The sequence below is a fragment of the Arthrobacter sp. FW306-04-A genome, from assembly GCF_044358315.1.
GTDB lineage: Bacteria > Actinomycetota > Actinomycetes > Actinomycetales > Micrococcaceae > Arthrobacter.
Window position 1 is genome coordinate 668,978 of sequence record NZ_CP084559.1, and the last position, 12,745, is coordinate 681,722.

Here is a 12,745-nt window from a genome sequence, read left to right on the forward strand (position 1 = left end):
CAGAAGCGAGATCTGACCTTCATGACTGCCGTGACCGCCACGACGGCCGATATTTTCCGGCCCGCACTGCACTACGCAGCCCGGAACACCTGGCTCAACGACCCCAACGGGCTGATCCACCATGAGGGCATCTACCACCTCTACTACCAAAACAACCCCCTGGACAATGTCTGGGGAAACATGTCATGGGGACACGCCATCTCCACCGACCTGCTGACCTGGACCGAGCGCCCCGTCGCCATTTCCTGCGACGAGACAGAAGACATCTTCTCCGGCAGCGTCGTCTTCGACCGCCACAACACCAGCGGATTCGGCAACGATTCCCGCGCGCCGCTGGTCGCCGTCTACACCAGCGCGTTCAAGCGGGCCTCCGCACGCGAGGGTATCCAGGCCCAGTCGCTGGCCTACAGCCTCGACGGTGGCTACACCTGGACGAAGCACACCGGAAACCCCGTGCTGGACCGCGGATCAGCCAACTTCCGCGACCCCAAGGTGTTCCGCTACGACGGCGACGCCGGTAGCTACTGGGTCATGGTTGCCGTGGAAGCTCAGGACTTCAAGGTGGTCCTCTATAAGTCCGACGATCTCAAGGGCTGGGAGTTGCTGAGCAGCTTCGGTCCGGCGAACGCGACCGGAGGCGAGTGGGAATGTCCGGATCTCTTCCCGCTGCCAGTCGACGGCGACCCGGACAACCTCAAATGGGTCCTCATTGTGAACCTCAATCCCGGCGGCCCTAACAATGGCTCGGCCGGTCAGTACTTCGTGGGAGATTTCGACGGAACCAAGTTCACCTCCGTTTCCACGGTCACCGAAGGCCTCCAGGATCCGGCACGGTTGGCTGAGTACCAGTGGCTCGACTGGGGCCGGGACTACTACGCCGCCGTTTCGTTCAGCGACGCCCCAGACAACCGTCGGCTCATGATCGGCTGGATGAACAACTGGGAGTACGCCAATGAGATTCCGACTTCGCCTTGGCGGAGCCCCATGTCATTGGTCCGCGAAGTATCCCTGCGCACCATTGACGGAAACCTGCGCATGGTTCAGCAGGTCGCAGCGGATCTGACATCACTGAGAGAACAAGGTCCTTCGTTCAGCCTCGCGGCTGTCGAAATCTCCGACGGCCAACATGTCCTCGACGGCGCGGCCGGCAACGTCCAACGCATCGACCTCAGCTTCGCCCCCGGAAATGCAGAGGAATTCGGGATTGTGGTCCGCGGCAACGGAGCGGTGGGAACCCGCATCGGCATCCGGCCCACCGAAGGCTCTATCATCGTCGACCGCCGGGAATCCGGGCAAACAGACTTCCACGAATCCTTCGCCTCCATCGACACCGCCCCGATCCGGACGACGGATGGCTCCTACGAACTCGCCGTGTATGTGGACCGTTGCTCCGTTGAAGTCTTCGCCCAGGGGGGCCAGGTCACCCTGACAGAACTGATCTTCCCACCCGCTACCGGCAACGACGTCTCCCTCTACGCGGTCGCGGGCACAGCAACCATAAATAATCTGAGTGTCACTCAATACGCATGAGGGCAGCATTGTCGTCGAAACCTGCTGCCCATCACGGTGCAGCGCCCGTCCACGATCCGTCGACCTGGAGGAACTTCCGCCGCCGGGACCGCGGACTGGATTTGACCGCCTGACAAGGAAAGATGCCTATGCAGGCAGCCGCGCCGAGATAGCACTCGGCGAAGCACTCAACGGCGTGCGCCGCGAAGGGAGTGGCAGCATCTACTCCCTTATGCTTCTTTCAGCCGATCGGTTGCGAGGGAACGCCTGTATCTCTTGGGTGCCGCTCCTTCGTGTCCACTCGAGTGTCGCCACGCGATCCGGGGACGAATAGGCGCGGCCTGATCCATGGCGGTGAGCACACTCGCCAGGACCCAATTAATTCCTGCTAACTGGGGTTGCGTACTGCCCTTACGGGGCTTTGCAAACGCTCGGCCGTTGACCGGAACACGGATGCAGCTTGCTGGCCGGCGGGGCTGAGCCTGCGGTTGGCAAGGTGGGCGAGGAGGATCCTCCGCGTCGGGGAACTGGCGAGTGGAATGGCGATGATGTCGGGGCGGAGCGCGCTCAGGGCGAGCTGCGGGGCAAGGGCGATGCCGATGCCGGCGGCGACCATGCCCTGCGTTTCCTGGTAGTCGTTGGCGGCGAAGGCGATGCGCGGCTCGAAGCCGGAATCGCGGCAGACCCGTCGGAGGACGTCGGCCACGGGGTGTTCGTCGCGGACGATCCACTCCTGGTCTCTGAGCGTGTCGATCCCCACTGACCGATGCGCCGCGACGGGGTGATCCCTCGGTACGAGCAGCATGGTGGGGTCGTTCATGAGCCGAACGAGGGTCAGGTCCTCATCCTCGATGCGCTCCCAGGGGTAGTCCCACAGCAGGGTGAGCTCGATGTCCCTCCGCCGCAGCCGTTCGAGGAGGCCGTCGCGACGGGCGCTGACTACCGTGACTAAGACCTCCGGGTGGCGCGCGCGGAAGGCCAGCACGACGTCGGGCATGAGGGATGCACCGACGGTGGGGAAAGTCCCCATTCGCAGTTGGCCTCGCCGCAGCCCGGCGAACTCGCCCATCTCGGCCCGTGCGGCCTCGATTGTCCTGTCGATGTCGTCCGCGTAGCGCAGGAGTGCCTGACCTGCATCCGTGAGCACGACGCCGCGTGGATGCCGGTCGATCAGCGCGACGCCCACTTCGTGTTCGAGCTTCGCGATCTGCTGTGAAACGGCTGAGGTTGTGAAGGAAAGGGCGGTCGCGGCAGACGTCAAGGAGCCGGAACGGCTCACTTCACGGAGCAGGTGGAGCCGGTGCAGGTCAAGGTCGGCCATGAATTGAGTTTAGCAAAAGTATACGGTGGTCGAGAATCCTGTGATTGTGCTGAACTATCGCAACGTGGATCGTAGAAGGAGCAGGCGCCGTGAGGCGCGACCACGACACGTGAAGGAAGAACACCATGCAACTCCGCGGTCACTGGTACCGGGGCGGCACGAGCAAGTGCTGGCTCTTTGATGCCGAAGACGTGGCCCTCCATGCTAGGAGTCGCGAAGAGATCCGCAACCTGCTGGCCGATGCTTTCGGCGCCGCGGATGCCCGCCAGCTCGACGGCGTCGGCGGGGGGACGTCGACGACGTCGAAAGCAGCCGTCGTCGGGGCCACGCCCGACGGTCCGGCAGACCTCGATTACCTCTTCGCGCAGGTCGGGATCGGAGACCCGACCGTGGAACTCGGTTCCAATTGCGGCAACTGCGCCACCGCGATCGCCCTGTATGCCGTCCAGTCGGGCATCGTTCCTCCCCAGAAGGGATCAACGCGGGTCAGCATGCGCAACCTCAACACTGGAGCCGTGCTGAGCGGCACGATCGCGACCCCGGGCGGCCGCGTCCCGGCATCGGGTGTGGCCAAGGTTCCTGGAAGCAGCGCGCTGGGCGTTCCCGTGAGCCTCTCGTTCCATGCCCCGTGGGGGCGGAGCACGGGCGCGGTCCTGCCGACGGGAACCGTGACCGACGAAATCTCTGCCGGCGGGACCACTCTTACGGCGACCCTGGTTGACGCCGGGGCGCCAGCGGTGCTGATTCCGGCTGACGAGGCAGGCATCGACTTGTCGTCGATGACCGGCAATCTGTCCGAGCATCTGCCCGGGCTCCTGGCAGCCCGCGCGTCGGCGGGTCTCATGATGGGGTTGAGGAAGCCCGAAGATCCTCCGCAGAATGCTGTCCCAAAGGTCGGTGTCGTTGCAGCGCCGGGCGACTACATCGCGGCCGACGGAACGAGGATCGCGGCGGATACCCACGATCTGCGGGTGCGGATGCTCTCGATGCTCGCGCCCCATCCCGCCATTGGCCTTACCTCGGCCGTCGCGGTCTCCCTCGCTGCTGCCCTGCCCGGATCCGTTGTGGCCAAGGTACTGTCCCCTGCAGACCACGCCCACCGGGGGCGCCGGCTTCTGCGCATCGGAACGCCTGCCGGTGTCATCACCACCGAGGTCGTCAGCGACGACAACGGTCACGTCACCGAGGTCGCCCTCCACAGGGCGGCCCGCCAACTCGCCGTCGCCGACATCGACGTCGCACAGCCTGTGGCACAGACTGCCTAGCCCCTTCAATCCGCCCCTGCCATCATTAGATGGGGCATTCACCCAGGAAGTTGTTCAATGAAGATCAAATCCATCCTCGGACATTTGTATGTCCAGGTACTCATCGGCGTGGCGCTCGGCATGCTCGTCGGCGCGCTGTGGCCGGACCTCGGTTCCTCCCTCAAGCCGCTCGGCGACGGGTTCGTGAAGCTCGTGAAGTTCATGATCGCGCCGATCGTCTTCTGCACCATCGTCAGCGGCATCACCTCACTGACCGACACCAAGAAGGTCGGCCCGACCCTGATCCGCTCGCTGGGCCTGTTCTACGTGCTCACCTTGGTGGCCCTGGCCATCGGCCTGGGCGCGGTCATGCTGTTCCAGCCGGGAGCCGGCATGCACATCAACCCGGCCCACCTCGATACCTCTGTCGCCTCCAAGTACACAACCCAGCTGCCCAGCAGCAACCCTGCCGACTTCCTGCTGAGCATCATCCCCACCACCTTCATCGGCGCTTTCGCCGACGGCGAAGTCCTGCCCGTGCTCGTCATCGCGCTGCTCTGCGGCTTCGCCTTCAGCAAGCTCGGCGCACCAGGGCAGCTCGCCCTCAACGTGGTCAACAGCTTCAACAAGCTGCTGTTCGTCGTGTTCGGCTACCTCATGAAGGTCGCCCCCATCGGGGCGTTCGGCGCCATGGCGTTCACGGTCGGCAAGTACGGAGCCCACTCGATCGGCAACCTCGGGATGCTGATCCTCGCCTTCTACGCCGCGTGCATCATCTTCGTGGTCGTCGCCCTCGGCATCCTCGCGAAACTGACCGGTTTCAGCCTCTGGCGGATCCTGCGCTACTTCCGCGACGAGTTCCTCATCGTCCTCGCCACATCCTCAAGCGAACCCGTCCTTCCGCGCCTGCTCTCCAAGCTTGAGCGCCTCGGCTGCGACCGCGGCGTCGTCGGCCTCGTGGTCCCGACCGGCTACTCCTTCAACCTCACGGGCACCGCGGTCTATCTCACGCTGTCCTCGATGTTCATCGCCCAGGCCTGCGACATCCACCTGAGCTGGGACCAGATCCTGCTCATGCTCGGAATGATGCTCCTGACCTCCAAGGGCGCAGCGGGCGTGACGGGCAGCGGCTTCGTCGCCCTCGTCGCTACCCTGACGATCATGCCCACCCTGCCCGTTGCCGGCGTGGCCCTCATCGTCGGCATCGACCGCTTCATGAGCGAAGCCCGCGCCCTCACCAGCACCGTGGCCAACATCGTCTCGTGCGTCGCCATCGCCAAGTGGCAGCACGCGCTCGACACCGACAAGCTCCAATCCGAACTCAAGGCAGGCTTCGTGCCCACCGAGTCGGAAAAACTCCAGCTCACGGAACCCGCCCTGACCCACTGAGAGAGCCCATCGCGAGTCAGGCTCCAGCTCTTCGCAGAAGCCTGACTCGCCCAACAGCCGCCTTCGCGGGCCCACAAAGCCGCATCGGACACCAGACCTGCTTACTCCACCGCAACAGGTAACCCGAAAGTCGGGCGCACGAGCCCGGGCCCGATGCCAACTGGGCGGGGAGCAGACACACTGATGACCCCGCCTTGCAACAGGCCACTCCGGACGAACTCAGCAGGCACCGGTCGGGGTGTCGATGGTCGCGCCCTGGCTCGCGAGGACCTTGAGTCCGAGGCCGCGTTCGGTCTCCGGGAGGGGCGGCAGTGGCGCATGTTCCGCGATGGAAACCCACTACCAGGATTCACTCAAAGCCAATGGCTTTGGGAACCGATCACACGGAGGTGATCAGGCAGGTTGGGCGACGGCCGCGGAGGGATCACCGGATCGCCGTTGGGTGAGTTCTGCGTCGAGCTCGATCCAGGTCGGCGGGTTGGCTCCGGGACGGCTCACGGTGATCGCCGCTGCCACGGAGGCGCTGCGGCCTATCCTTTCGAGCACGGACGGGGCGAGGCCTTCGCCGGTGCGGTTCAGAAGCCCGCCGACGATGCGCGATGTCGCGGCATTGGCCGGCGTGGGAATCAAGACAGTCTCCCGGGTCGTCAACGACGAACCCGGGGTTTCAGAGGCCAAAAGGGTGCGGGTTCTCCGGGCCGTAGAACAGCTGAACTACCAAGTGGACATGGCAGCGGGCAGTCTTCGCCGCACCGGCCGCCGGACCCTTTCCATCGGCTTGCTTCTTCCGAGCGTGGCCAACCCGTTCAGCGGGGAAATCCATCGCGCGATTGAAGACGCCCTGGCGGCGCGTGGCATTGCCGTGTTTGCCGCAAGCCTGGACGATGATCCCGAGCGGGAGAAAGCCCTCGTCGCCGCGTTTCTCCGGCGGCGCGTCGACGGGCTCATCCTCACCCCGATTGCCAAGAGCCAGGCCCACGTCATCCCGGAACATTCCCGGGACCTGCCGATCGTTTTCATTGACCGGGAACCAAACGGGGTCGACGCGGACGCCGTCGTGAGCGACAACGCCACCGGCGGAGCGCGGGCGGCCGCCCACCTGCTCAGCCACGGCCATACCAGGCTGGCATACCTGGGAGACCGGACCGACATCCAGACCGCGCGGGAGCGACGCCGGGGGTTCCTGGAAGAACTCGGCCGCTCCGGGATCCCCGCGTCCGACGTCCCTGCCATTGAGGGCCTTCACGATGAGGAGGCGGCCCGCTTGGCAACACACGAACTGCTCGCCGCCCGGAATCCCCCCACCGCCATCTTTTCCAGCCAGAACCTGGTCACCTTCGGCGCCATGCGGGCACTGAAGGAAGCAGGCGCGAGCCACAAAGTGGCTCTGGTCGGTTTCGACGACTTCGCCCTCGCTGACATGATGGAACCGGGCATCACTCTCATCGCCCAGCACCCCGAACGCATCGGAAAACTCGCCGCCGAAAGGCTCCTGGCCAGGATCGACGGCGACCAAAGTCTGCCCGGTACCTGGGTTGTCCCCTCGGAGCTGATAGTGCGCGGCTCAGGCGAGTTTCCTCCGCCGGACTGATCTGCCGGACCAGACAAACACCCACCACAAACCGAAGAGAGACGCCATGACTAAAACGTTGTATGCAGAATTCACGGTCAAGCCCGGCTGTGAAGCCAGGGTCGAAGAAATGATGCGCGAGCTCACCGAACACGTCCGTGCCGAGCCGGGAAACGTGGTCTTCTGGCCCTACACCAGGGAATCCCGGCCCAACGAGTACTTCGTCTTCGAGGTCTACCGTGACCAGGCCGCCTTCGAGGAGCACATCGGCGCCGACTACGGACGGAAATTCAACGAAGAACTCGCGGGCCTCATTGAAGGTGACGGATCGGAACTGACCTGGCTCCAAGCGATTCAATAGCTGCCGGCACGGTCCCTGAGCCTGCGTCCACGCACATTCGCCGCTCCCCGCGGACGCGCAAACTTTGCCGGAGAAACGACCGGTGGATAGATGAAAAGAAACCTATCCCTGAGGGAAATCAAGCTTCCCAGGATGACTGTGAACGCGCTGCTGAGGTCAGGCGTGCAGACGGTGGGCCAGTTGATCGCCCTCTCAGCCAAGAACCTGAGGGAAGACGTCGCCGGCATCGGAGCCGGAAGCATCCTGGCCATCGAAGACGCACTGGCCAACGAAGGCCTGCGCCTCGCTCCCGACAATGGAAGCTACCGGTACGTGCGTCCCTCAGACCGTCACGTCCGCAACCACAACGCCTGGCTGCAACCCGTCGTCGAGCTGCCAGTGCCCGCCGGGAATGAATAGGCAGCCGGGCCACAAAACTACGGGCCCAGTTCGCTTGAACTGGGCCCGTAGTATGCAAGGAGCGAGCAAAATTTACGCGGTGACACCACTTGGATACCGTGTCAGGTTTGGCGGCTCATTGCATCGAAGAGGTCAGGAGTTCGAATCTCTTTAGCTCCACAGTGAAGGCCCTCCCACCTGCGGAAACGCTGGGTGGGAGGGCTCTTTTCGTGGCTAGTTTTGAACCCAGTCGACGGAAACCACACGTTTTGGGGCGAAAACCGTGCCAGCAGGGGGCATACCGCGGCACCAGAACAAAACCAATCAGTGCGTGAAAAAGCACCAGGCGGAAGGCATCGCCGCAGGTCAGAGCCCTGCAGCATCGACAACTAGGCCCGTGAGTCAAATCAGGTGGGATGGGGTCTTTTTCACCGCGAGTTCTGAACCCACCCCACGTTTACCCCACGTTTTGGATGAAAACGCTGCCTGTGCGGAGGGTCTGGCCGTGTGTTGCGGCCCCTGCAGGGTGATCCGAGGCGGTCTCCGGAAGGCGACGGAGAGCGAATCTATGGAGCGTGGAGGATGTCGTCCGCGTCGCGATCCGCCACCTGGTCCACTGTATTCGTAAGGATGGCCCGTGCCCGCAGAGGCGTTCGGCGAAGCACGAGTGTCAGAAGTGCCGGGAAAGGCTGCTCAGGATCAGGGGTGCGCTGATCAGGAGCGCCAGAAGCCAGCCGATCCGGCATGCACGGGCCCTGTTCACCGCCGCCCGGAGGGCCGCGAATTCCTGGCGGATCCGGGCCGGATCCATCATGCTCGGTGGATCCCGATGCCACGTCCCGGGCTGGCAGGCCACCGCACTGAGCATTCCGACCTGTCGGGGGCCAAGGATCCTTGGCCGGGCGGCGAGCCAGCCAAGCAGGCGGGTGGCGGTGAGGACGACGGCGCCCTCCGGGCTGGCTCTTACTGTCAGGCTTTTCGGGGCAAGGATCACCACAACAGCGGTGACCGGGACGGGCCCGCCCATTCTTCGGCTGAGCAGGGCCGCTGCCCGGGATGCTTCGTGGGCGGCGTTGTAGAGGTGGCGTTGCTTCTTACCCGCGACCATGAGGGTACGTCCGGCAACCCAGACAGCCTGGCCGGTGTGGTTTTTCGTGTTAAGGGTGAACACTCCGGTAGGTCCGATCAGCACGTGGTCGATGTCGGAGACTCCAGTGCCGACCGGCACGGCGTGGAGGACGGTCCATTCGGGGCCCAGGCGTTCGAGGACCTGCCCGACGGAGATTTCACCCAAAGCCCCCTGGTACCAGGACAGGGAAGCTGGCCCGAGGGGGTTGGCGCCGAAAACGCGAGCCAGGAAGGATCGCGCTCGAACGCCTGCCTGCTCCTGTAGGAGCCTCTCGATCACTGCATGACCGGCGGTCCTGTCCCTGAGATCGACACGGGCATGGCTTGATTGCCCTGACGGTATCTCGTGCGATGTTTGGCCTTGTTCCACCGGACTTCCCCTTTTCCGTGTGTTGTCGACCTCCAGTCGCAAGGGACGGAAGCTGGTCGAAATGATGACAGAGATCCACGCGGTCCGCCAGAGGCTCGCGCTTCTTTAACCGTGCCGCTGCCGTCGTCGATCTCTCCGTAGTGCTCTAATGCTGTCAGCTCACCCGGCCGGGCAAATGAGTGCCAGGCCGCCGGCGCCTCGCGGGTCGGTAGGATCGAAGTCATGACGGACACCCGCGATCTTGCCCTCCCTGCCGGCTACCCAGAGCTCCTCGTCGAGCTCAAGAACCGGGTCCGGGAAGCGCGCACCAAGGCGCTGCGAACAGTCAACACCCAGCTTGTCGAGTTGTACTGGTCCATCGGGCGGGCGATCCTGGAGCGCCAGGAAATCGAAAGCTGGGGGAGCGGGGTCATTGGACGACTGGCAGAGGACCTACGGGTGGAGTTCCCGGAGATGAAGGGACTGTCGCGCCGCAATCTTTTCTACATGCGCGGATTCGCAGCCGCATGGCCGGATCCAATTGTGCAACAGCCTGTTGCACAATTGCCGTGGGGCCACGTCACCGTCTTGTTGGACAAAGCGGAAACCTCGGCGCAACGGGCCTGGTACGCGTCGGCGGCCGTCGAATACGGCTGGTCCAGGAACGTACTCCTGAACATGATGATGAGCAAATCCATGGAACGCACCGGGGCAGCGCCGTCGAACTTTGTGCAACAGCTTGTTGCACCAGAGTCGGAGCTCGCCCAACAAGTCGCCAAAGACCCCTACAACTTCGAGTTCCTTGGCCTGTCCGGTGAAGTCGCCGAACGGGACCTCGAGAACGCCCTAGCGAACAGAATCACCGAAACCCTGCGGGAGCTCGGGCCGGGCTTTTCCTTCGTCGGGCGGCAAGTACATTTTGACGTCGATGGCGACGACTACTACGTCGATTTGCTGTTCTTCCACATAGAACAGCTTCGGTACGTCGTCATCGAACTTAAGACAGGTAAGTTTCAGCCGGAATGGGCCGGCAAGTTGAACTTCTACGTAGCCCTCGTCGACGACACGCTCCGCCGGGACCATCACAATGAAACAATCGGGATCCTGATTTGCGGTACGAAGAATGACCGCAGCGTCCGTTACAGCCTGGGCCGCTCCACCTCCCCCATGGCAGTCGCCGCCTACACCTACGACAAACTCCCCGTTGCAGAACGAGACGCTCTCCCGGCCGAAGACAACCTTGTCGCCGCACTCGAATGGGCCGAACCCAATGAGCACACGGACTTTGATTCGGAGGACGTCTAGGCAAGCAGTTTCTGTTCAGGCGCGTGAAGGCCGAGGTCTCGTGAAGCCGTCGGCTACGAAAACGCCATATGCGCTGTTATCGGTTTTTGGAAGCACTCGTGCGGAGATGAGTTTGGTCTGGGAATGTCGACACAGCCCCGAGCTCCGATAGGTATTTTTCTTCCAACCGCTGCTCTAGCCACAATCTGAGTGAACCAACTGTGCCCTTAATGCTTCCACCCCACATCAAAGTGGCAGCTCCTGCCATCCCTGCGAGTGTGATGCAATACGGTACCGCTGGCTTGAACCATCCGGGGATAATGCCGTCCGGAAGCGCGGTCGCCACTATTGAAAGGACGAGAACGGCGCCGCAGACAACCAGAACGCACCTGTATGCAACGGCGGCTTGGCGCCGGGCCCTTGCTCGCGCGGCGCTGCGGCGGTTTTCGTCTGCTGCTTCGAGTGTCGCCAGCCGCCTTTCGAGCTTTGCCACGTGTTCCTTAGCCGCTCGTGCGGCTGCTTGCTCTGCCGCGAGGTCACTTTCCTTCCCCTGCAGTGTTTGCTCGACCGCTTCAAGTTCACCGCGCACATTAGTTGCTGCCTGGAACGCAGCGTCACGTTCTGCCACCGCGGGCGAGATTATGCGAGCCTTAACCGTCTCCAAGATGTTGGATACCGCTTCGGATGTGACCTGGTCTGCATCGCCCAACGTTCGATCCATAAGACTTCTGTGCGCTTCGGTTGAGTAGCGGAGCAGCATCAGGTCGTTCTCGGAGATTTCGCCCCGGCTGCTGAGGTGGTTAATCTCTTCAAGATAGCGATCCCATATGTGTCCTCCTGGCTCTAGTGCGGCGAAACAATCCGCCAGAATCTGACGCCGGGGCAGGCTAGGTGCGGCATGAGGTTTCTTGAGCCAGACAAGGGTTGCAAGATGGTGATCGGTCAACGCGGGCGGCCATTCGTGGTCGCCGTTCTGCACGAAGAACGTACGGGCAACGCGCGCCAGGCCTCCGTTCGTCGTAACCAGGAGTGCCCGGCAGCTTTCTAGTCGGGAGCTACTCCGGCCACCGCGTAAGCGATGTACTGCGGTGAGACTGTCCAAGTCGTTCAGAAGAGTGTCGCGGCTGGAATAGCCCATGGTTGTTTCCATGAGTTCCTCGAGTGACAGTTCATCGATCGTTAGTTCGGCAGACGCCGTCGGCCGATCACGGATTGCCACGTCCAAGGCGGCAATATCATCCTCAAGACGCTGTGACATCAACAGAATGTCGCTTGCACTCGCACCCAGATTAGCGAAGTAAACGTCGGCCGCCCTTCGGTGCGCGCCGTTGAAGCCGCCTTGTGAGGCTTTGCCCGCGGATCGGTCTAGGATTCCTTTCACTTCGTTCACACTGTGCTCGAAGCAGGCGATATCAGCGCCAACGTCTCGAGACAGGGCTAGTAGGTCCATTGCGGCAGCCCTCGCCTCCTCGCCCTCGTACCCGAGGGCTTTCAACAGGACTGGAGTATCCAAGAACAGTGTGGTGCGGTCGAACCGTCTGCCGAGCTCACTGTTGTTGGGCAAATAAAGCGAGACTGCAAGCATGCTGCCCTTAACCACCGTCTCAAGATGATCGAACGACTCGGGCATGCTGCTGACTACGTGGCCTATGAAGGCGTTCACGACATATTCGGTGTTTCGGTCGGAAGACGATGTAGTCCTGGCGTCGTAGGGCGCTCCGTTCATTACGGATCCGAACAGAGGCACGGAATGCTCCTCGACGTGATTGAGTAGCGCGTCCTCGGCCTCTTCCACACTTAGCGTGCGTTGGAATCGGTCTTCCGAATAGCGAACGAGCTCGTTCACAAGTGCCGCTTGCTTCCGCAGATAGTCGGCCTTCTGACGGCCCAGATCACGAACCTCGGACAACCTGTCCATGTCCGCGATGAACGTGCCATTTTCCCGTCGCCCGAAATTCTTGTGTGCTGCACGTCGGCTCAGAGTCGAGAGGACACCTTCGGGGATGTCGATGCCGAATCGCTCGCGAATGTGGGATTTGGCAACGAGAGGGGACACAGGTGCGCCTTGAGCCTCTCGGACTGCGTCAAGGAAAAATGGGAGGAAGTTGTCGACGTAGCTTTCGTGGGAGTAGTCCCAGTTGGCCTTGATAATCGCGAGGCTCGCCAACAGGGCGTTACTCGTGGTCATCGTCGCCGTCACGCCTTTGCCACG

The 12,745-nt window shown here is 62.8% G+C and carries 11 protein-coding genes; 7 read left to right on the forward strand and 4 right to left on the reverse strand.

The annotated features are described in order from the left end of the window. Window positions 1–21 precede the first annotated feature (21 nt). Window positions 22–1,530, forward strand: a complete 1,509-nt coding sequence (locus LFT43_RS03170) for a glycoside hydrolase family 32 protein (RefSeq protein ID WP_395801103.1) — start codon at window positions 22–24, stop codon at window positions 1,528–1,530. Between the two features lie 367 nt (window positions 1,531–1,897). Here the strand turns inward: LFT43_RS03170 and LFT43_RS03175 are convergent, their stop codons facing one another. Beyond that, a complete protein-coding gene (locus LFT43_RS03175) occupies window positions 1,898–2,830 on the reverse strand; it encodes a LysR family transcriptional regulator (protein WP_395801104.1) in 933 nt (310 codons plus the stop codon). A 125-nt stretch (window positions 2,831–2,955) separates the two neighbouring features. Between LFT43_RS03175 and LFT43_RS03180 the strand changes: the two genes are divergently transcribed. Together LFT43_RS03180 and dctA are read left to right on the forward strand one after the other, a co-directional pair. Next, window positions 2,956–4,095 carry a PrpF domain-containing protein gene (locus tag LFT43_RS03180; RefSeq protein ID WP_395801105.1) on the forward strand — a complete coding sequence of 380 codons (1,140 nt, stop codon included), beginning with the start codon at window positions 2,956–2,958 and terminating at the stop codon, window positions 4,093–4,095. 57 nt (window positions 4,096–4,152) lie between these two features. Continuing rightward, on the forward strand, window positions 4,153–5,463 hold the full coding sequence (gene dctA, locus LFT43_RS03185) for a C4-dicarboxylate transporter DctA (RefSeq protein ID WP_395801106.1): 1,311 nt from the start codon (window positions 4,153–4,155) through the stop codon (window positions 5,461–5,463). 393 nt (window positions 5,464–5,856) lie between these two features. On the opposite strand, the gene LFT43_RS03190 is transcribed toward dctA, so the two are convergent. Next, window positions 5,857–6,093 (reverse strand): hypothetical protein, encoded by a 237-nt coding sequence (locus LFT43_RS03190; RefSeq protein WP_395801107.1) that lies wholly within the window; start codon window positions 6,091–6,093, stop codon window positions 5,857–5,859. Between LFT43_RS03190 and LFT43_RS03195 the strand changes: the two genes are divergently transcribed. The 3 genes from LFT43_RS03195 (at window position 6,056) to LFT43_RS03205 (ending at window position 7,793) form a co-directional block, all read left to right on the forward strand. Then, window positions 6,056–7,054 carry a LacI family DNA-binding transcriptional regulator gene (locus LFT43_RS03195; RefSeq protein ID WP_395801108.1) on the forward strand — a complete coding sequence of 333 codons (999 nt, stop codon included), beginning with the start codon at window positions 6,056–6,058 and terminating at the stop codon, window positions 7,052–7,054. The two genes, LFT43_RS03190 and LFT43_RS03195, sit on opposite strands and share 38 nt — an antisense overlap. A 46-nt stretch (window positions 7,055–7,100) precedes the next feature. Continuing rightward, a complete protein-coding gene (locus tag LFT43_RS03200) occupies window positions 7,101–7,394 on the forward strand; it encodes a putative quinol monooxygenase (protein ID WP_395801109.1) in 294 nt (97 codons plus the stop codon). A 132-nt stretch (window positions 7,395–7,526) separates the two neighbouring features. Next, complete coding sequence (locus LFT43_RS03205) at window positions 7,527–7,793, forward strand: hypothetical protein (RefSeq protein ID WP_395801110.1); 267 nt, start codon at window positions 7,527–7,529, stop codon at window positions 7,791–7,793. A 649-nt stretch (window positions 7,794–8,442) separates the two neighbouring features. On the opposite strand, the gene LFT43_RS03210 is transcribed toward LFT43_RS03205, so the two are convergent. Next, complete coding sequence (locus LFT43_RS03210; protein WP_395801111.1) at window positions 8,443–9,270, reverse strand: nuclease-related domain-containing protein; 828 nt, start codon at window positions 9,268–9,270, stop codon at window positions 8,443–8,445. A 222-nt stretch (window positions 9,271–9,492) separates the two neighbouring features. Here LFT43_RS03210 and LFT43_RS03215 point away from each other — a divergent pair, with 222 nt between their 5' ends. Beyond that, entirely contained in the window at window positions 9,493–10,554 is a 1,062-nt protein-coding gene (locus LFT43_RS03215; RefSeq protein WP_395801112.1) for a YhcG family protein, read from the forward strand. 76 nt (window positions 10,555–10,630) lie between these two features. Here the strand turns inward: LFT43_RS03215 and LFT43_RS03220 are convergent, their stop codons facing one another. Then, entirely contained in the window at window positions 10,631–12,721 is a 2,091-nt protein-coding gene (locus tag LFT43_RS03220; RefSeq protein ID WP_395801113.1) for a hypothetical protein, read from the reverse strand. Between the last annotated feature and the right edge of the window lie 24 nt (window positions 12,722–12,745).

Coding starts and splice junctions, on each gene's coding strand:
- LFT43_RS03170 (WP_395801103.1), top strand. CDS start 22: ATGACTGCCGTGACCGCCACGACGGCCGATATTTTCCGGCCCGCACTG.
- LFT43_RS03175 (WP_395801104.1), bottom strand. CDS start 2,830: ATGGCCGACCTTGACCTGCACCGGCTCCACCTGCTCCGTGAAGTGAGC.
- LFT43_RS03180 (WP_395801105.1), top strand. CDS start 2,956: ATGCAACTCCGCGGTCACTGGTACCGGGGCGGCACGAGCAAGTGCTGG.
- dctA (WP_395801106.1), top strand. CDS start 4,153: ATGAAGATCAAATCCATCCTCGGACATTTGTATGTCCAGGTACTCATC.
- LFT43_RS03195 (WP_395801108.1), top strand. CDS start 6,056: ATGCGCGATGTCGCGGCATTGGCCGGCGTGGGAATCAAGACAGTCTCC.
- LFT43_RS03200 (WP_395801109.1), top strand. CDS start 7,101: ATGACTAAAACGTTGTATGCAGAATTCACGGTCAAGCCCGGCTGTGAA.
- LFT43_RS03205 (WP_395801110.1), top strand. CDS start 7,527: ATGACTGTGAACGCGCTGCTGAGGTCAGGCGTGCAGACGGTGGGCCAG.
- LFT43_RS03215 (WP_395801112.1), top strand. CDS start 9,493: ATGACGGACACCCGCGATCTTGCCCTCCCTGCCGGCTACCCAGAGCTC.
- LFT43_RS03220 (WP_395801113.1), bottom strand. CDS start 12,721: ATGACCACGAGTAACGCCCTGTTGGCGAGCCTCGCGATTATCAAGGCC.